The sequence below is a fragment of the Pseudomonas syringae pv. cilantro genome (assembly GCF_001293775.1).
Taxonomy (GTDB): Bacteria; Pseudomonadota; Gammaproteobacteria; order Pseudomonadales; family Pseudomonadaceae; genus Aquipseudomonas; species Aquipseudomonas syringae_P.
Genome location: NZ_LGLN01000093.1, coordinates 33,897 through 52,759, shown reverse-complemented (window position 1 = coordinate 52,759; position 18,863 = coordinate 33,897). Strand labels below are relative to the sequence as shown.

Genomic DNA, 18,863 nt, shown 5'->3' with positions numbered 1-18,863 from the left:
ACATTCTGAAGTGATTTATTGAATATCGAACGAATCCGCGTCGAGCCCGGCCGGGAAGCGTGTGCGGTAGGCCTGCAGGTTCGCCGCGCTCAGCGTCGCCATGAACACACCATCGGCTTCGCTGGCACTCAACAGGCTCTCGCCCTGAAAATCCAGCACCTGACTGTCACCGGTATACGCCAAACCCTTCCCGTCCGAACCGACACGATTGACCGCCACCACGTAACAGAGGTTTTCAATTGCCCGGGCAGGCAGCAAGCGGTTCCAGTGCATACGCCGCGCGCCTGGCCAGTTGGCGGTATACAACAGCAGATCGGTGTCCTGGGCGTCGCGGCTCCATACCGGAAACCGCAGGTCGTAGCAGATCAACGGACGAATACGCCAGCCATTGAGTTCGAACATCACTTGGCGCTCACCCGGCGTGTAATGCTCATGCTCGCCCGCCATGCGGAACAGATGTCGCTTGTCGTAATGCAGCAACTCACCATCCGGGCGCGCCCACAGCAGGCGGTTACGATGGCTGCCGTCGGCGGCGCGAATGATGACACTGCCGGTCACCACCGCGTCGAGCCGCCTGGCCTGCTCCAACAGCCAGACCGATGCAGGCCCGGCTTCCGGCTCGGCCAGTTTCTCGGACTCCATGGAAAATCCCGTGGTGAACATTTCCGGCAGAATCACCAGATCAGCCTCGTGAGCCTGGTCCAGCAGTTGCCCGAAATGCTCGAGGTTGGCCTCGCGGTCATGCCAGGCCAGTGTGGTCTGCACCAAGGCAACCTTCAGGTCTGGCAACTGGCTTATATCGCGCATAGTTTCTCCGCTGCCTGACGCAGGGTTTCTTCCTGCTTGGCGAAGCAGAGCCGAATCAGACGCTGGCCTGACGGCGGGCTCTGATAGAACACGGAGATCGGAATGCTCGCCACGCCATGCTCACGGGTCATCCACAGCGCCATGTCGACATCATTGAGATCGGGCCTGATCTGCGAATAATCCACCAACTGGAAATACGTGCCGCGCACCGGTTTGAAGCTGAAACGCGATCCGGCCAACTGGCTACAGAAGAAATCCCGTTTGGCCTGATAAAAGCCGGGCAACTCATCGACATGCTCAGGATGTTCAGCCATGAAATCGGCCAGCGCATACTGCAACGGCGTCACGCCGCAGAAGCTCACGTACTGGTGGACTTTGCGCAGCTCGGCAGTCAGCGCTGGTGGCGCGACCACGTAGCCAGTCTTCCAGCCTGTGACGTGGTAAGTCTTGCCGAAAGAACTGACCACGAACGCACGCTGATACAGCTCCTCATGATCCAGCACGCTGACATGACCAAGGCCGTCAAACACCAGATGCTCGTACACCTCATCGCTGAGCAGGTAGATATCGCGATCAGCAATCAGCGCAGCCAGACGATCCAGCTCGGCGCGGCTGATCAGTGCACCGCTCGGGTTATGCGGGCTGTTGATAACAATCATGCGTGTGCGCGGGCTCAGCGCGTCGGTCAGCTGTTGCCAGTCGATGGCGAAATCATCCAGCCCCAGCTGCACGTGCACACAACGTCCACCGGCCAGCTCGACGGCAGGTTCGTAACTGTCGTAACACGGATCGAAAATGATCACTTCGTCACCAGGACGAATGACCGAATGGATCGCACAGAAGATTGCCTGAGTCGCGCCAGGCGTGATGGTGATTTCACTGTCCGGGTTGACCTCACGCCCATAGCTGCGGGCGATCTTGGCCGCGACCTGCTGACGAAGTGCCGGCAGCCCGGTCATCGGTGAATACTGGTTATGGCCCTGAGTGACGTGGCGGCAGACCGCGTCGCGCAGCGCTTGCGGCCCGTCGAAGTCGGGAAACCCTTGGGACAGGTTGATAGCGCCGGTTTCGGCGGCCAGCTGCGACATGACGGTGAAGATAGTGGTGCCCACGCTGGGCAACTTGCTGTCGATCATGGAACCCTTTCCCTGCAATCTCTCCGCAACCGAAACGGCCCGGGGCACGCAGAATAGCGCATAAAACAAATACAAAAAAAGGCGCCGAAGCGCCTTTTCCCAGTTGTCGACTCAGCGCTTGTCGCGGCGCTTCTTGTCGGCTTTCTTGTGGTGCGACATCATCCGACGCTTCTTGTTGACCTGACGGTCAGTCAGCGTGTTCTTGTTGCCTTCATACGGGTTCTCGCCTCCCTTGAACTCGATACGGATCGGCGTACCGACCAGCTTGAGCACGCGGCGATAGGTGTTTTCCAGGTAACGAACGTAGGATTTCGGTACTTTCTCGACCTGATTGCCGTGGATCACGATCAGCGGCGGGTTGGCACCACCCAGGTGAGCGTAGCGCAGCTTGATGCGGCGGCTGCCGACCATCGGTGGCGCATGCTCGCTGACAGCGTCTTCCAGAATCTGGGTCAGACGGCTGGTCGGCCAGCGGGTGACCGCCGACTTGAACGAGTTCTGCACCGACTGATACAGGTTACCCACGCCCGTGCCGTGCAAAGCCGAGATGAAGTGAATGTCGGCGAAGTCGACGAAGAACAACCGGCGTTCCAGTTCGATCTTCACGAAGTCACGTTCGCCCGGCGTCATGCCATCCCACTTGTTCAGCGCGATGACCAATGCGCGGCCCGCTTCAAGGGCGAAGCCCAGCAAGTTCAGGTCGTGATCGACCACACCTTCGCGAGCGTCCATCACAAAGATCACCACGTTGGCGTCTTTGATGGCCTGCAGCGTCTTGACCACGGAGAACTTTTCGACTTCCTCGTGGATCTTGCCGCGCTTGCGTACACCGGCGGTGTCGATCAGCGTGTACTTCTCTTCGTTACGCTCGAAGGGAATGTAGATACTGTCGCGGGTGGTGCCGGGCTCGTCATAGACGATAACCCGGTCTTCACCCAGCATGCGGTTGACCAGCGTCGACTTGCCGACGTTGGGACGACCGATGATCGCGATCTTGATGCCGTCTTTTTCGCTCGGGCCGGGAATGCGCTTGGCTTCCTGACCTTCGGCGACTTCCTCGACTTCACCTTCTTCGAGTTCGTCCTCATCCTTGGGGAATTCCTGCAGGGCGATTTCGAGCATCTGCGAGATGCCGCGACCGTGGGCACCGGCCACCGGAATGGCGTCGCCCAGGCCCATCGGGCTGAACTCGGCACGCGCCAGATTCTCGTCGATGTTGTCGATCTTGTTGGCGACCACATAGGAACGCTTGTTGCGCTTGCGCAGGTGCTCGCCAATCATCTGATCAGCGGCGGTATAACCCGCTCGGGCATCCACCAGGAACAGCACCACATCGGCTTCTTCAATGGCCAGCAGTGACTGCTCGGCCATCTTTTCGTCCATGCCATGCTCGTCACCGGAGATACCACCGGTGTCGATCAGAATATAGGAGCGCCCTTGCCACTTCGCCTCTCCGTATTGGCGATCACGGGTAAGACCGGACAGATCGCCGACGATGGCGTCACGAGTCCTGGTCAGGCGGTTGAACATGGTGGACTTGCCGACGTTCGGTCGACCCACCAGGGCAATTACGGGAACCATGCGGCTCTCCACTTCGTTATTTCAGAAAATACAAAAGCCGCTGCAAGGCAGCGGCCGGAGTTCGGAGCAGCGCCCGAAGACGCTGCAGCCTTGCCGAAGCAAGGTTACCCGGAGCCCGAAGCCCCGGGCTTGGACACTTATTGCTTGATGGTCAGGGCTTCCAGTTTGCCGCTGTTGCCATACACATAAATCATGTCCCCTACCACCAGCGGACGGGCACGCAGGCCGTCGCTGTCGATACGTTCGCGACCGACAAAGCGACCATCCACCTGGCTCAACAAGTGAAGGTAGCCTTCCATGTCACCGACCGCGACGTAGCTGGAATACACTTCCGGTGCGCCCAATTGGCGGCGAGCCAGCGACTCGTTGCTCCACAGGGCGGAGGAAGAACGCTCGTCGATACCTTCGACAGTGCCGGAGGCCAAGGTGGCATAGACGCTACCAAAGCCCTGGGCAACGCCCGAGTAGCTGGAAGCATCACGCTGCCAGAGTACGCGACCGCTTTCCAGATCCAGACCGGCAACCCGGCCCTGATAGGTCGCGACGTACAGTGTACCGCCGGAGAGCAGCAGCCCGCCGTCGATATCAACCACACGGTCCAGTTCCGAGCGACCTTGCGGTACCGCTACGCGCTGCTCCCAGACCGGCACACCGTTGGAAATGTCCAGCGCGACGACTTTACCCGTCGTCAGCCCGGCAACGGCCAGACGGTTGGTAACGAGCGGAGCGCCCGTACCACGCAGGGTCAGCACCGCTGGCGTGCTTTCGTAGATCCACAGCTGCGAACCCGTGGAAGCGTCGAAACCGACAATGCGGTCATCCTGAGTCTGAACGACCACGACGCTGCCGTTGGTCGCAGGCGGAGCCAGCACTTCGCTGGTCACGCGAGCGCGCCACTTTTCTTCGCCGGTCGCCGCGTCCATGGCCACGACTTCACCTTTGAGGGTGCCGATCATCACCAGGCCGTAACCCACGCCGACAGCGCCGGAAACCGGAAGATCGAGATCCTTCTTCCAGATCACGTCGCCGGTCAGACGATCCAGCGAGAACACTTCGCCAGTGACGTCGGACGCATAGATGCGATCACCATCGATGGCCGGAACCAGCATGTTGTAGGTCTTGCCCTGACCGTCGCCGATCGAACGGCTCCACTGCTTGTGCAGAACCACTTCTTCTTTGAAGTCGGTCAGCTCGGCCGGCGGCAATTCCTTCTTGCTGTTGCTGCTGCAACCCGCGGCCAGAATGGCCAGAGCCAGCAATGCTGCATGTTTCCAACGAATCACGTCACGCATCCCCTTTCGCCAGATCGTCGAGCTTCATTTGCAGGCCACCGACTGCTGCCTCTTCGGACAGAGCAGATTTGGCCTTTTGGTATGCAGCATGTGCCTCGTCGGTACGACCTAGCTGTACCAGCAGGTCACCCTTGAGTTCTTCGCGGCTGGCGAGGAATGCCTTGTCGGCATCGCCGTCGAGCAGCTTCAGCGCGTCATCGGTCTTGTTCTGCGCAGCCAGCACGCGTGCCAGACGCTGACGGGCAATCTCGGCCAGCGTGTCGTTGGCCGGTTTGTCAGTCACGGTTTTCAGCTCAGCCGCTGCGTCATCCAGCTTGCCCGCGTCGACCGCCACCTTGGCGACGAACAGGCTACCGAACTGAGCATAGGTAGTGCCACCGAATTCGCTTTTCAGCTTGCCGGACAACTCGGCAACGCGCGCGGTATCAGCCTGACCACTTGGCGTCAGAGCGGTTTCCAGCAACTGCTGATAAAGCATCGAGGCGCCCTGCGACTGGCTGGCCTGATGCCTGTGCCAGAACTGCCAGCCCAAGACCACGACCAGCGCCAGCAACCCACCGGTCAGCAAAGGCTTGCCGTTGCGCTGCCACCAGTCCTTCATTACCGCCAGCTCTTCATCTTCGGTACCCGACACCCCAATACTCCTATTCGCTAAACGGCTGTTAATCAGCTTCAACCCTGCACGACGCAGGAGGCCAGGTGCTCTGACAGAGCGTCCCAGGCAATGTTTTGTTGTTCACCCTGACCACGCAGGGGTTTGACGCCGATGACCTTCGCAGCCAGTTCTTCTTCGCCGAGGATCAAGGCATACAGTGCGCCGCTCTTGTCGGCTTTCTTGAACTGACTCTTGAAACTGCCGGCCCCGGCGTTGACCTGCAAACGCAGGTTCGGCAACTGATCGCGGACCTTCTCGGCCAGTGTCAGCCCGGCCAGTTCGGCAGCGTCGCCGAAGGCACACAGGTAAACGTCGACCTGGCGGGCGATTTCCTCCGGCACCTGCTCCAGCGTTTCAAGCAGCAGCACCAGACGTTCGATCCCCATTGCGAAACCTACGCCTGCCGTCGGCTTGCCGCCCATCTGTTCGACCAGACCGTCATAACGGCCTCCCGCACAGACCGTGCCCTGAGCGCCCAATTGATCGGTGACCCACTCGAACACGGTCTTGCTGTAATAATCCAGCCCGCGCACCAGCTTCGGATTGATGACATAAGGAATGCCGGCCGCATCCAGGCGCGCCTTGAGGCCTTCGAAATGGATACGTGACTCGTCGTCCAGATAGTCCGCCAGCTTCGGCGCATCGATCAGCACCGCCTGGGTTTCTGGGTGTTTGGTGTCCAGCACGCGCAAAGGGTTGGTCTTCAGACGACGCTGGCTGTCTTCGTCCAGTTGATCGAGGTGCGCCGAGAGGAACTCGACCAGCGCATCACGATAACGGGCACGCGCTTCGCTGGTGCCCAGGCTGTTCAGCTCGAGCTTGACCGCGTCGCGAATGCCCAGCAGGCCCCACAGGCGCCAGGTCATGACGATCAGTTCGGCATCGATATCCGGACCGTCGAGGTTGAACACTTCCACGCCGATCTGGTGAAACTGGCGATAACGACCCTTTTGCGGACGCTCATGGCGGAACATCGGCCCGATGTACCACAGCTTCTGAACCTGACCGCCGCCGGTAATGCCGTGCTCGAGGACGGCGCGCACGCAGGCAGCCGTGCCTTCCGGGCGCAAGGTCAGAGAGTCACCGTTGCGGTCGGCAAAGGTGTACATCTCTTTCTCGACGATATCGGTCACTTCGCCGATGGAGCGCTTGAACAGGTCGGTAAATTCGACGATGGGCATGCGAATCTGCCGGTAACCGTAGTTATCCAGCAGACGCGAGACAGTGCCCTCGAAGTGGCGCCACAACGGCGTCTGCTCGGGCAGAATGTCGTTCATGCCACGAATGGCTTGTAGAGACTTACTCACAGAAAATCCTTAGCAATCCTGGTTAGCCGCGCACGATGACCGAGGCGTCGGCTGCGGTCTTTTCGGCCGCTTTCTCGCGAATCAAGCGTTCAAGCTCGTCCACGAGATTGTCGTTAGTCAGTTTCTGTGCCGGCTTGCCATCGATATAGATCAGGTTCGGCGTACCACCCGTGAGGCCGATATGCGCCTCCTTGGCTTCGCCGGGACCGTTGACCACACAACCGATGACCGCAACATCAAGCGGCACCAGCAAATCTTCGAGACGACCTTCAAGCTCGTTCATGGTCTTGACCACATCGAAATTCTGCCGCGAGCAGCTCGGGCAGGCGATGAAGTTGATACCACGGGAACGAAGGCGCAACGATTTGAGAATGTCGTACCCGACTTTCACCTCTTCGACCGGATCAGCGGCCAGCGAGATGCGGATAGTATCGCCAATCCCTTCAGCAAGCAGCATACCGAGACCGACAGCCGATTTTACTGTACCCGAGCGTAGGCCGCCCGCTTCAGTGATACCCAAATGCAGCGGCTGGACAATCTCTTTGGCCAGCAAACGATAAGCTGCGACGGCCATGAACACGTCAGAGGCTTTCACGCTGACCTTGAAGTCCTGAAAATTCAGGCGTTCCAGATGCTCGACATGACGCAGCGCCGATTCGACCAGCGCTTCCGGCGTAGGCTCGCCGTACTTCTTTTGCAGGTCTTTTTCCAGCGATCCGGCATTGACGCCGATGCGGATCGGAATGCCGCGATCACGCGCTGCATCGACGACCGCGCGCACACGGTCTTCACGACCGATGTTGCCAGGGTTGATGCGCAGGCAATCGACGCCCAGTTCGGCCACACGCAGAGCGATCCGGTGGTCGAAATGAATATCCGCGACCAATGGCACTTTGACCAACTGCTTGATGCGGCCGAATGCTTCGGCAGCATCCATGTCCGGGACGGAAACCCGAACGATATCGACGCCTGCCGCTTCCAGACGATTGATCTGTGCAACGGTAGCGGCCACATCGTTCGTGTCGCTGTTGGTCATGCTCTGTACGGCAATCGGCGCATCGCCGCCGACCGGTACAGACCCCACCCATATTTTGCGGGAAACACGCCGCTTGATCGGAGATTCGCCATGCATGACTTATTGCCCCAGTTTCAGGCGAGCAGTTTCGCCACTGGTGAAAGGTGCGACGTCAACCGCCTGGCCGTTATAGCTGACCTGCGCACCGCGCGCGTAGCCCAGACGCAGGGTTAACGGCGGCTTGCCGCTGACATCGAGGTTCTCGCCTTTGCGCTTCAGACCGCTGACCAGCACTTTGCCATTACCGTCAGTGACCTGAGTCCAGCAATCGGCGACGAACTGCACGCTCACCTGGCCAGCACCCGCCACGACGGGGGCGGGCTGTTCGGCAGGAGTCGTTGGCATGGACGGCACATTCGGCGAGGCAACGGGTGCCTGCGCAGTGTTCGTTACAGGCGGGGTTGCGGCCGCAGGCGTTTGTGGCTGCGCAGTGGAAGGAGTGGCAGCAGGCATGGAAGGTGCCGCGCTCGGCGCTTCGCTGGCAGGTGCGCCAGTGTTCAACGGCAGCGAGGTCTGCCCGGCAGGCGGCACTTCGGCCACCGGCGCTTCTTCTGGTTCGTCCAGCGGATGAATCTGGGTAGTGCCGTCGGCGCTTTCGACCTCGACGTGCTCCATGTTCAGCCCGGACTGGTCCTTACCACGCAAAGACGCCTGATCCTGCCACCAGACAAAACCACCGCCGACCAACACCACCAGCAACAACAGGCTGACGATGCGCAAAATATTGTGGGACAGCCTGACTGGCTCTTCGATACGCCCCAACGCGTGCACCGGGCTGCCTTTGCCGTCGGTACCGGTGTACTGGTCGAACTGCTCGACCAGGGCCGTCTGATCCAGATCAAGCAGTTTGGCGTAGGCACGCACATACCCCCGGGCAAATGTATGCCCAGGCAGCTTTTCAAAATTGCCGTTCTCCAGGTTGCTCAGGGAGGACACGGTAAGGTTCAGCCTCAAAGCCACATCTGGCAGCGACCAGCTCCTGCTCTCGCGGACCTGGCGCAGGGTTTCTCCAGGATTCACGCGGGTGGTTGCTACAACTTCGGGATGCGCCGCTTTCATCATTGCTCCGACAGGTATTGCTGATATTCCGGCGTACCGGGATAGAGTCTTTTCAATAGCAGACCAAGACTGGCCGCCTTGTTACGGTCATCATAGATCTTCGCCAGGCGCGCACCGAGCAATAGACTACGTGCATTTTGCTCGCTGAGTTGGCTAAAACGGTCGTAATAATCTCTCGCTGGCACATATTGCTTGTCCCCATAGGACATCAGAGCCATTTCCAGCAAGGATCGCGACAGTCGGCGGTCAAGGCGCAGTGCCTTGGTAAACTGCTCGCGGGCCTGTTCGCGATTGCCCAGCTGCAACGAGGTCATACCCAGACTTTCGAAGACCCGGGACCGTTCAGGATACAGATTATCGGCCGCAGCCTGTTCGAAACGCTCGTAGGCTTCCTTGTAGCGCTTCTGCTCGTAGAGAAAACTGCCGTAATTATTGACGATGCGGGTTTCATTGTTGCTGGCGGACAGTGCCTTGTGAAAATACTGCTCGGCGAGCTCGGGTTCCATTTCGGTTTGAAACACCAGCGCCAGTGCGGCGTTGGCCTGCGGATCGGAACTGTCGAGTTCAAGCGCTCGTTTCAAGGGAATCTTGGCCCGCTCGGTCTGCCCTTCCTGAAGGTAACCCAGGCCGAGTTGCACATAGGCCCTGCGTGCCTCTTCGCGCCCCTGTTTGGTGGTCAGCGGGTTGACATTGCCCGTAGACACACAGGCCGCCAGCAGCATGACCACACACAGTAAACACAAGGCACGCACAGACATGGAGTCTTTCCCGGTCAGGTTCTGGTCGCCGCAACCGGAGCCGCATCGGCCTCGGAACTCAGCTCACGCACAGCGATGTAGCGTTCGCTACGACGCGTACGATCCATCACCTGCCCGACCAGCTGGCCGCATGCAGCATCAATGTCTTCGCCACGCGTGGTACGCACAGTGACGTTATAACCAGCCTGGTGCAACAAGTCCTGAAAGCGACGAATTGCGTTATTGCTGGGACGCTCGTAACCGGAGTGCGGGAACGGGTTGAACGGGATCAGGTTGATCTTGCAGGGTGTGTCCTTGAGCAGCGCGATCATTTCGACGGCGTGCTCGACCTGGTCGTTGATGTCCTTGAGCATGGTGTACTCGATGGTCAGCACGCGCTTCTCGCCCAGACTGGACATGTAGCGGCGGCAGGACTCAAGAAGCATCTGCAACGGGTATTTCTTGTTGATCGGCACCAACTGGTTGCGCAGCGCGTCATTCGGCGCGTGCAGCGACAAGGCCAGCGACACGTCGATGTGCTTGGACAGCTCGTCGATCATCGGCACCACGCCGGAGGTGGACAACGTCACCCGGCGCTTGGAAATGCCATACCCCAGGTCATCCATCATCAGATGCATGGCAGCAATGACATTGTCGAAATTCAGCAGCGGCTCACCCATGCCCATCATCACCACGTTGGTGATGGCACGGTCGACGGTCGCCGGGACGCTGCCAAAGGATTTGTTGGCAATCCACACCTGGCCAATAACTTCGGCGGCGGTGAGGTTGCTGTTGAAGCCTTGCTTGCCGGTGGAGCAGAAACTGCAATCCAGGGCACAGCCCGCCTGGGACGAAACACACAAGGTGCCGCGTTTGCCCTGCGGAATATAGACGGTCTCGACACAGCTGCCGGACTCCACGCGCACCACCCATTTACGGGTGCCGTCGCTGGAAATGTCCTCGCTGACCACTTCAGGACCGCGAACTTCAGCGCAGGCCTTGAGCTTCTCGCGCAGGGCCTTGCTGACGTTCGTCATCGCGTCGAAATCATCGACGCCAAAGTGGTGAATCCACTTCATGACCTGACCGGCACGGAAGCGCTTCTCCCCGACAGAGTCGAAGAATTTCTCCATTTCCTGTTGAGTCAGCCCCAGCAGGTTGGTTTTACCAGTCGATGCAATCATGAATTCACCCTTCACTCGTCAGTCAGAATGACTTAGCGAGCGGTTACTTCGGTAGCTGCGAAGAAGTACGAGATTTCGCGAGCGGCGGCTGCTTCGGAATCGGAACCGTGTACCGCGTTGGCGTCGATGGAGTCAGCGAAATCAGCACGGATGGTACCGGCAGCGGCTTCTTTAGGGTTGGTAGCGCCCATCAGTTCGCGGTTCAGAGCGATAGCGTTTTCGCCTTCCAGAACCTGAACGACAACCGGGCCGGAGATCATGAAGGCAACCAGGTCACCGAAGAAACCACGAGCGCTGTGCTCAGCGTAGAAACCTTCAGCTTCGGCCTTGGACAGTTGCTTCAGCTTGGAAGCGACAACGCGCAGACCGGCTTTTTCGAAACGAGTGGTGATCTCGCCGATTACGTTCTTTGCAACGGCGTCAGGCTTGATGATGGAGAAAGTACGTTGAACAGCCATGGTGAAACTCCAGAAACAGTGATTTAAGCGAAAAATTAAACCCGCGAATTATACGCGGGTTCTGGTGTATTGCCTAACGGCGTACGTTACTGAACGTCAATCCGCCTCTTCGATCCACACCCCCTGGATCGCTTCGAGGACTTTTTCACCACCTCGCTCCGGAACATCATCGAAGTCGGGCAAGGCCATGACCAGATTGCGCAGCTTGACGAAATTGACGGAAAGCGGATTCACATCCGGGTGGCTTTCGGCCAGCTGAATGGCTATTTCCTGCACATCAACCCATTTTAGACTCATGAGCAAACCTTCAATCAGTGCGGCGCTTCAGCCGCGTGGTTGAGCGAATACTTGGGTATTTCGACGGTCAGGTCTTCGGTGCCGACAATGGCCTGACAGGATAGACGCGATTGCGCTTCCAGCCCCCACGCCTTGTCGAGCATGTCTTCTTCCAGCTCATCAGCTTCGTTGAGCGAACTGAAACCTTCGCGAATGACACAGTGGCAGGTGGTGCAAGCGCACACGCCACCACAGGCGCTTTCGATCTCGATGTGGTGCTCGTGGGCGATGTCGAGAATAGACGTGCCCGGCTTTACTTCTACAACCAACCCGTCCGGGCAATGCTCGGCGTGGGGCAGAAAAATCACCTGCGGCATCAGTTATTCCTCAATCTCATTCAAGTTGCGCCCGGCCAGTGCGGCTTTTACCGTCGAATCGAGGCGGCGGGCAGCAAATGCATCGGTCACCTGCGACAGACGCTTGGTCTGCTGCTCGATGGCATAGCCATCGGTGCCTTGCATCAATTCACGTAATTCTTCCATCTGCAAGGTAATGACCATGCGCTCTTCTTCGTCGAGAAGACGCTCGCCATCGGCATCCAGCGCACCCTGAACGGCTTCGAGCAAGCGTTCGGCGTCAACCTGATGCTCACGCAGTACACGGGCGACCTTGTCGTCACCGGCATATTCGAAGGAGTCTTTCAGCATGCGGGTTATTTCGCCATCGGTCAGCCCGTAGGACGGCTTGACCTGAATGCTCGACTCAATGCCCGAGCCCATCTCACGCGCCGAAACGCTGAGCAGGCCATCCGCGTCGACCTGGAACGTGACACGAATTTTCGCCGCACCCGCCACCATCGGCGGAATGCCGCGCAATTCGAAACGCGCCAGCGACCGGCAGTCGCTGACCAGCTCACGCTCGCCCTGCAGCACGTGGATCTTCATGGCCGTCTGGCCATCTTTGTAGGTGGTGAATTCCTGACCACGCGCCACAGGGATCGTGGTGTTGCGCGGAATGACCTTTTCCATCAGCCCGCCCATGGTTTCCAGCCCCAACGAGAGCGGAATCACATCGAGCAAAAGCAGTTCGCCACCATCACGCTTGTTGCCGGCCAGGGTATCCGCCTGGATCGCAGCCCCGATGGCCACCACTTGATCCGGATCAATATCCGTCAGCGGCTGACGGCCGAACAGCTCGGCGACCGCTTCGCGAATACGAGGAACTCGGGTCGAACCACCGACCATGACCACTGCTTCGACTTCTTCAAGTTCGATACCGGTGTCACGCACCGCGCGACGACAGGCTTTGAGGCTGCGTGCAACCATCGGCTCGATCAGCGCATTGAACGCCGCGCGGGTCAACGTACCGCGCCAGTCACCGTAGGTAACGTCGACAGCCTCGGAATCAGTCAGCGCTTCCTTGGCCGAACAGGCGGTCTGCAACAGATTGCGTTGCGCGGACGGATCGATATCGGCAGACAGTCCGGCGTCGGCAACGATCCAGCTGGCAATCGCATGATCGAAATCATCGCCGCCCAAGGCCGTGTCGCCACCCGTCGCCAAGACTTCAAAGACGCCGCCGGTCAGGCGCAAAATCGAAATATCGAACGTGCCGCCGCCCAGGTCGTAAATAGCCACGACACCTTCGGCTTTCTGATCCAGGCCATAGGCAACCGCAGCGGCCGTAGGCTCGTTGAGCAGGCGCAGCACGTTGAGACCGGCCAGTTTGGCGGCGTCCTTGGTGGCCTGACGCTGGGAGTCATCGAAATAGGCCGGAACGGTAATCACCGCCCCCACCAGTTCGCCACCCAACGCCGCTTCAGCACGCTGACGCAGAACCTTGAGGATGTCGGCGGACACTTCAACCGGGCTTCTCGGGCCCTGCACGGTGTCGATGAACGGCATGTGCGACTCGCCGCCCACGAAGCGATAAGGCAGTTGCTCACCCAATTGCTTGACGTCGGTCAGGCCACGGCCCATCAGGCGCTTGACCGACAGCACGGTATTGAACGGGTCCTGAGAGGCGGCAGTTTTCGCCGACTGCCCTACTTCGACACGATCAGCGTGATAGCGCACCGCAGACGGCAGAATGACCTGCCCTTCTGCATCGGCCAGCGGTTCGGACAGGCCGCTGCGCACTGCAGCAACCAGAGAATTGGTGGTGCCAAGGTCGATCCCCACAGCCAGGCGACGCTGGTGCGGTTGAGGACTCAGGCCGGGTTCGGCGATTTGCAGTAAGGCCATGCTGTTCAGAATAATCACTGGCGTGCAGCCGAAGCCGCACGGGGTTAATCGTCGAGGCGCTCTTCTAGCTGGCGCACTTCGTGAGATAGCTTGTCGAGAAACTGCATACGCCGCATCAGCTTTTCAGCGTGCTCGCGTTGTGCAGGGTCGTTCCAACAGGCCGCGAAGCTCTGGTTCAACTCGTCCTGAGCGACCTTGAGCTGACGCTTGAAGGTCGCCACCCCGGCAAGATCGGCCTCGTCCTGCAAGTCCTCAAGATCTTCGCGCAATTGCATCTGCTGCAGAAGAAATTCAGGATCGTGCACGGTGACCTCAAGCGGCACCTCGTTGCCATTCATTGCCAGCAGATAACGCGCCCTTTTCGGCGGGCTCTTCAGGGTCTGATAGGCTTCGTTGACGCTGGCAGAACGCTCCAGCGCCTGACGCTGCTCTTGCTCGGGAGCATCGGCGAAACGGTCCGGGTGGACGTTGCGCGCCAGCTCTCGGTAGCGCGTTGCCAACTGGTCAAGATCAAGCTGAAACTCGGGTTTTAGCTCGAACAGGGCGAAATGACAGGGAGTACCCAAAATAAAAGCCTCAGACGTTGAAGCTTTCGCCACAGCCGCACTCACCGCGCGAGTTAGGGTTGTTGAACTTGAAGCCTTCGTTCAACCCTTCGCGCACGAAGTCGAGCTCAGTGCCATCCAGATAGACCAGGCTTTTCGGGTCAATGATGACCTTGACGCCGTGCATTTCAAACACGGTGTCTTCGCTGGCCGCCTCGTCGACGAACTCGAGCACGTAGGCAAGACCTGAACAGCCTGTGGTGCGAACACCCAGACGAACGCCATCACCTTTGCCACGCCCCTCGAGGGAACGTCGCACGTGGTTAGCGGCAGCTTCTGTCATGCTGATAGCCATCGGAGCTCCTTACTTTTCTTCGTGAAGACCTGCTTACAGCAGGCCTTTCTTCTGCTTGTAGTCGCGAACGGCCGCCTTGATGGCGTCTTCGGCCAGTACCGAGCAGTGAATCTTGACTGGCGGCAGTGCCAGCTCTTCAGCCAGCTGAGTGTTCTTGATGGTCTCTGCTTCGTCCAGAGTCTTGCCTTTCATCCACTCGGTCGCCAGTGAGCTGGACGCAATCGCCGAACCGCAGCCATAGGTCTTGAACTTGGCGTCTTCGATAACGCCCTGATCGTTGACCTTGATCTGCAGACGCATCACGTCGCCGCACGCAGGAGCGCCGACCATGCCGGTGCCGACATCCGGGTCTTCCGCGTTCATCTTGCCGACGTTACGTGGATTCTCGTAGTGGTCGATGACCTTTTCGCTGTAAGCCATGATTCTGTTCCTCTCACATCAGGGAGCCGCTCTGCAGGTCACGCCGGGTTTGCGCATGACCTGTGTAGAAGGCGACTTTAAATTAGTGCGCCGCCCACTCGATCTTGGAGATATCGACGCCGTCTTTGAACATGTCCCACAGCGGCGAAAGTGTGCGCAGCCGGGTGACAGCCTCGCAGACCTTCTGCGCGGCGTAATCGATCTCTTCTTCGGTGCTGAAACGACCGAAGGTGAAACGAATCGAGCTGTGTGCCAGCTCGTCGTTACGACCCAGGGCGCGCAGCACGTAGGAAGGCTCCAGCGAGGCCGAGGTACAAGCCGAACCGGACGAAACCGCCAGATCCTTGAGCGCCATGATCAGCGACTCGCCTTCGACGTAGTTGAAGCTCAGGTTCAGGTTGTGCGGTACGCGGGCAGTCAGGCTGCCGTTGACGTAAAGCTCTTCCAGATTTTCGACCTGCTTGAAGAAACGATCGCTGAGCGCCTTGATGCGCACGTTTTCAGCGGCCATTTCTTCTTTGGCGATACGGAACGCTTCACCCATACCGACGATCTGGTGCGTGGCCAGTGTCCCGGAACGCATGCCGCGCTCGTGACCGCCGCCGTGCATGGCTGCTTCAAGGCGGACACGCGGCTTGCGGCTGACGTACAGCGCGCCGATACCTTTCGGACCGTAGGTCTTGTGTGCAGAGAACGACATCAGGTCGACCTTGAGGCTGGCCAGGTCGATTTCAACCTTACCGGTCGATTGCGCGCCGTCAACGTGGAACAGCACGCCACGCGAACGGGTCAGTTCACCGATGGCAGCGATGTCGTTGATGGTGCCGATTTCGTTGTTCACGTGCATGACCGACACCAGGATGGTGTCGTCGCGCAGTGCAGCTTCAATCATCGAAGGCGTGATCAGACCGTCTTCGCCCGGCTCGATGTAAGTCACTTCGAACCCTTCGCGTTCAAGCTGCCGCGTGGTATCAAGTACAGCCTTGTGCTCGACCTTCGAGGTGATCAGGTGCTTGCCTTTGCTGGCGTAGAAATGCGCCACACCCTTGATCGCCAGGTTATTGGATTCGGTGGCACCCGACGTCCAGACGATTTCACGCGGGTCGGCACTGACCAGATCGGCGACCTGACGACGAGCGTTCTCGACCGCCTCTTCAGCTTTCCAGCCAAAAACGTGGGAGCGCGAGGCCGGGTTGCCGAAGTTTCCTTCGACTGTCAGGCATTCGATCATTTTCTGCGCGACACGCGGATCGACCGGGGTCGTCGCGGAGTAGTCGAGGTAAATTGGCAATTTCATTGAAGCTCTCCTATCAGGCAGGCGCACCGCTCATTCATCTGCGTTCATTCGACGGCGGACGTTTCGATCTTACCCAGTTGCGACGCGTGGTTATGACCACGGCGCATATCCTGGCGCTGAGCGACTTCTTGTACCTCACGGCGAGTGACAAGATCCGCCAAGCTGATACCGCTTAGAAATTCGTGAATCTGCTGGCTCAGGTCGCACCACAAGTGGTGGGTGAGGCAGGTATCCCCGGCGTGGCAATCGCCAAGCCCTTGGCAACGCGTGGCATCGACCGATTCATTGACCGCATCGACGACCTGCGCAACCTGGATGCCTTTCATGTCGCGGGACAGCTGATAACCACCGCCCGGGCCACGCACACTGGAAACCAGATTGCCCCGGCGCAGCTTGGCGAACAGCTGCTCGAGGTAGGACAGGGATATGCCCTGACGTTCGGAAATATCAGCCAGAGACACTGGCCCGTTCTGCGCGTGCAATGCCAGGTCAAGCATGGCAGTCACAGCGTATCGGCCTTTAGTAGTCAGTCGCATGGCGTATACCGCAGAGGTTCGGAATGAGAGCGAGTATGCTATTCCCGATTAAATGAGTCAAGTATTAGACCTAGTAAAACAGTCGGGATTAGCGAAAAGCGCGGGCTGCATCATAGCAAAGGTGCGGCGTAATGGCACGTCCCAAGCCTCAGGAGTGAACATGACGCACTGACATACAGGCATGACCTTGGCTGACAATCTATCTGCATCCGCTACACCTGAAAGCCCCCAAGCTGAAAACCGAAGGCCGATGTTGTGACATTCCCGACCGGATCTCATTTTAATTTTCAGGCCTTCAAAAATGGAACTCGGCAATCGCGATAAGCCACCCACCATCACGAATAGCATATATTTATGAGGAGTCACCAGATGGGCAACATATGCGTCGGCGGATTTCGAATGCCAGAACAGGCAGACCCCACCAGGCACACAGATGCGCCGCGCCCTAACGAGCACATAATCTCGAACCACAGTCAAGGCACGACAGAAGACACGGAGAGCAGAAGCCCAAGCGTGCGACTACAAAAGAAAATAAATGATCTGAAACCTTATGTGGCCCGCGCCAGCGGCTCGCTGAAGGATTATGGCCAAGCAGCCATAGATCGGGCATCAGGCAAGAAAATAGGCTTGAGTTTTGCAAAACTTGATGCAGAGCATCTCGACGCGATGGTCGAGGTCGAGAACCAGCGCAACCCTGGCCTCAATCTCAGGCACTTCAATGACCAACAAGCGTTCATCAAGGCACTTGAGGAGCAGAACACCACCTCATTCAGGGCAATATTCCCCCAGACCAGCCCAGACACCATGATGACGGTTGCGCACCACGTAATGGCCGACGTCCGCTTGCATCAAGATGGACCTCCATCCATTGTAATCACCGAGCCTGCTGTCGTCGTCGACAGTGGATTAAACCAGCTTTATCAGCACAATCACTTCCTGAATGAATTGAGAGACAGCGGCGTACCACTTTCACAGGTTGCCATTATCGAAACACAGGCGCAAAAAACGAAAGACGACTGCGTTATGTACTCGCTGAATTATGCAATCAAAGCTCACAAGAATGCACAACAGTTTAACGACCTCCATGAAGAGCTTCATCGCGGAACCTTATCCATCGAACCAGAATCCAGAGCACATACTACAGTTGGCGCCTTTGAACAAAAGAAGCGATATGCGGCACTTTACGAGGGGACCCACGCAGCATTTGGCGCAGACGTCCTGCCAGCGGATTTCTACAAGCATGGCGCGTCGCTGACGCAAGCAGAGGAGCTGATGGAGCGGACAGATGGACGCATGGCCGGACGAGTCAATAGTGAGCGGCACAGCAACGCAGAGAACCTGGTTGAACGCAACAAAGCGTTCCGCGTGCCGCGCAGGGAGCTACTTGATGCACAGAAGCAGAAAGACAACGAGTTCAGCGCCTCCATTGATGGTTTCAGGTTGCAGGAGATCCAACGAGTGATGACTGCAGAGCAGCGCGGAGAACTACCCATTTTCACCGCGACGCTACAGCAGCAGGCGAAAGAAAAGTCTTTAAAAGAGTACGGAGATTATCTCAGCCGTTTCGGAGAGCAATTCATGTAGAGGATAAAAGCTACGGCGCGGTGCTGACTCCAACAATCGCAACTCCCCTTTTAATGATGGCTAGTAGTCCGGAAGATTAGACGAGACCTAATAAAACAATTGGGATTAGCGAAAAGCGCGGGCGGCACCCTGTCAAAGGTACGGCGTAATGGCACACTCCACGCCCAGGAAACGCCAATAACGAGGACCTTGCATGCTTACATCTCGCGCATGACTTACCCGGCAAATCCTTGCACTCCCCCCCTTGGGAAGGTCTGAAGTAGGCATCGATTTCCGACGCTCTCATGGCCTGAGTGTCTAGTCCTGAAATAGGTTT

The 18,863-nt window shown here is 58.3% G+C and carries 20 protein-coding genes; 1 reads left to right on the top strand and 19 read right to left on the bottom strand.

The genetic code is table 11. The annotated features are described in order from the left end of the window. Nucleotides 1–15 precede the first annotated feature (15 nt). From ABJ99_RS25145 to iscR, 19 genes are all read right to left on the bottom strand, one after another. On the bottom strand, nucleotides 16–807 hold the full coding sequence (locus tag ABJ99_RS25145) for an amidohydrolase (RefSeq protein ID WP_054088101.1): 792 nt from the start codon (nucleotides 805–807) through the stop codon (nucleotides 16–18). Continuing rightward, a complete protein-coding gene (locus ABJ99_RS25140) occupies nucleotides 795–1,943 on the bottom strand; it encodes a pyridoxal phosphate-dependent aminotransferase (protein WP_054088100.1) in 1,149 nt (382 codons plus the stop codon). Before ABJ99_RS25140 ends, ABJ99_RS25145 begins: the two co-directional genes overlap by 13 nt. A gap of 111 nt (nucleotides 1,944–2,054) precedes the next feature. Next, nucleotides 2,055–3,524 (bottom strand): ribosome biogenesis GTPase Der, encoded by a 1,470-nt coding sequence (gene der / locus ABJ99_RS25135; RefSeq protein ID WP_054088099.1) that lies wholly within the window; start codon nucleotides 3,522–3,524, stop codon nucleotides 2,055–2,057. Nucleotides 3,525–3,661: 137 nt separating this feature from the next. Beyond that, complete coding sequence (bamB, locus tag ABJ99_RS25130; RefSeq protein WP_054088098.1) at nucleotides 3,662–4,816, bottom strand: outer membrane protein assembly factor BamB; 1,155 nt, start codon at nucleotides 4,814–4,816, stop codon at nucleotides 3,662–3,664. Next, nucleotides 4,809–5,450, bottom strand: a complete 642-nt coding sequence (locus ABJ99_RS25125; RefSeq protein WP_054079509.1) for a YfgM family protein — start codon at nucleotides 5,448–5,450, stop codon at nucleotides 4,809–4,811. Before ABJ99_RS25125 ends, bamB begins: the two co-directional genes overlap by 8 nt. 38 nt (nucleotides 5,451–5,488) lie before the next feature. Next, a complete protein-coding gene (gene hisS / locus ABJ99_RS25120) occupies nucleotides 5,489–6,778 on the bottom strand; it encodes a histidine--tRNA ligase (protein ID WP_054088097.1) in 1,290 nt (429 codons plus the stop codon). Between the two features lie 22 nt (nucleotides 6,779–6,800). Beyond that, on the bottom strand, nucleotides 6,801–7,910 hold the full coding sequence (ispG, locus tag ABJ99_RS25115) for a flavodoxin-dependent (E)-4-hydroxy-3-methylbut-2-enyl-diphosphate synthase (RefSeq protein WP_007248523.1): 1,110 nt from the start codon (nucleotides 7,908–7,910) through the stop codon (nucleotides 6,801–6,803). 3 nt (nucleotides 7,911–7,913) lie between these two features. After that, on the bottom strand, nucleotides 7,914–8,912 hold the full coding sequence (locus ABJ99_RS25110; protein WP_054088096.1) for a RodZ domain-containing protein: 999 nt from the start codon (nucleotides 8,910–8,912) through the stop codon (nucleotides 7,914–7,916). After that, nucleotides 8,912–9,670 (bottom strand): type IV pilus biogenesis/stability protein PilW, encoded by a 759-nt coding sequence (gene pilW, locus ABJ99_RS25105; RefSeq protein WP_054088095.1) that lies wholly within the window; start codon nucleotides 9,668–9,670, stop codon nucleotides 8,912–8,914. Before pilW ends, ABJ99_RS25110 begins: the two co-directional genes overlap by 1 nt. A 14-nt stretch (nucleotides 9,671–9,684) precedes the next feature. After that, the gene (rlmN, locus tag ABJ99_RS25100; protein ID WP_054088094.1) at nucleotides 9,685–10,833 is read right to left on the bottom strand and encodes a dual-specificity RNA methyltransferase RlmN; all 1,149 of its coding nucleotides are present in this window, start codon (nucleotides 10,831–10,833) and stop codon (nucleotides 9,685–9,687) included. 32 nt (nucleotides 10,834–10,865) lie between these two features. Continuing rightward, nucleotides 10,866–11,291, bottom strand: a complete 426-nt coding sequence (gene ndk / locus ABJ99_RS25095; RefSeq protein ID WP_002552482.1) for a nucleoside-diphosphate kinase — start codon at nucleotides 11,289–11,291, stop codon at nucleotides 10,866–10,868. A 96-nt stretch (nucleotides 11,292–11,387) separates the two neighbouring features. Then, nucleotides 11,388–11,588, bottom strand: coding sequence for a Fe-S cluster assembly protein IscX (gene iscX / locus ABJ99_RS25090; RefSeq protein WP_054088093.1), 201 nt, complete (start codon nucleotides 11,586–11,588; stop codon nucleotides 11,388–11,390). 14 nt (nucleotides 11,589–11,602) lie between these two features. Beyond that, on the bottom strand, nucleotides 11,603–11,944 hold the full coding sequence (gene fdx / locus ABJ99_RS25085; RefSeq protein ID WP_054088092.1) for an ISC system 2Fe-2S type ferredoxin: 342 nt from the start codon (nucleotides 11,942–11,944) through the stop codon (nucleotides 11,603–11,605). 3 nt (nucleotides 11,945–11,947) lie between these two features. Continuing rightward, nucleotides 11,948–13,810 (bottom strand): Fe-S protein assembly chaperone HscA, encoded by a 1,863-nt coding sequence (gene hscA, locus ABJ99_RS25080; protein ID WP_054088109.1) that lies wholly within the window; start codon nucleotides 13,808–13,810, stop codon nucleotides 11,948–11,950. A gap of 44 nt (nucleotides 13,811–13,854) precedes the next feature. Further along, nucleotides 13,855–14,376: a co-chaperone HscB gene (hscB, locus tag ABJ99_RS25075; RefSeq protein WP_054088091.1), complete on the bottom strand. Its 522-nt coding sequence runs from the start codon at nucleotides 14,374–14,376 to the stop codon at nucleotides 13,855–13,857. Between the two features lie 10 nt (nucleotides 14,377–14,386). Next, entirely contained in the window at nucleotides 14,387–14,710 is a 324-nt protein-coding gene (iscA, locus tag ABJ99_RS25070; RefSeq protein WP_003365093.1) for an iron-sulfur cluster assembly protein IscA, read from the bottom strand. 33 nt (nucleotides 14,711–14,743) lie between these two features. Beyond that, nucleotides 14,744–15,130 carry a Fe-S cluster assembly scaffold IscU gene (gene iscU, locus ABJ99_RS25065; RefSeq protein ID WP_007248515.1) on the bottom strand — a complete coding sequence of 129 codons (387 nt, stop codon included), beginning with the start codon at nucleotides 15,128–15,130 and terminating at the stop codon, nucleotides 14,744–14,746. Between the two features lie 82 nt (nucleotides 15,131–15,212). After that, nucleotides 15,213–16,427, bottom strand: a complete 1,215-nt coding sequence (locus ABJ99_RS25060) for an IscS subfamily cysteine desulfurase (protein ID WP_054088090.1) — start codon at nucleotides 16,425–16,427, stop codon at nucleotides 15,213–15,215. A 44-nt stretch (nucleotides 16,428–16,471) separates the two neighbouring features. Beyond that, nucleotides 16,472–16,963, bottom strand: a complete 492-nt coding sequence (gene iscR / locus ABJ99_RS25055) for a Fe-S cluster assembly transcriptional regulator IscR (RefSeq protein ID WP_007248512.1) — start codon at nucleotides 16,961–16,963, stop codon at nucleotides 16,472–16,474. Nucleotides 16,964–17,476: 513 nt separating this feature from the next. On the opposite strand from iscR, the gene ABJ99_RS25050 reads away from it, so the two are divergent. After that, nucleotides 17,477–18,547, top strand: coding sequence for a YopJ family acetyltransferase (locus ABJ99_RS25050; RefSeq protein WP_326828206.1), 1,071 nt, complete (start codon nucleotides 17,477–17,479; stop codon nucleotides 18,545–18,547). The last annotated feature ends 316 nt before the right edge of the window (nucleotides 18,548–18,863 follow it).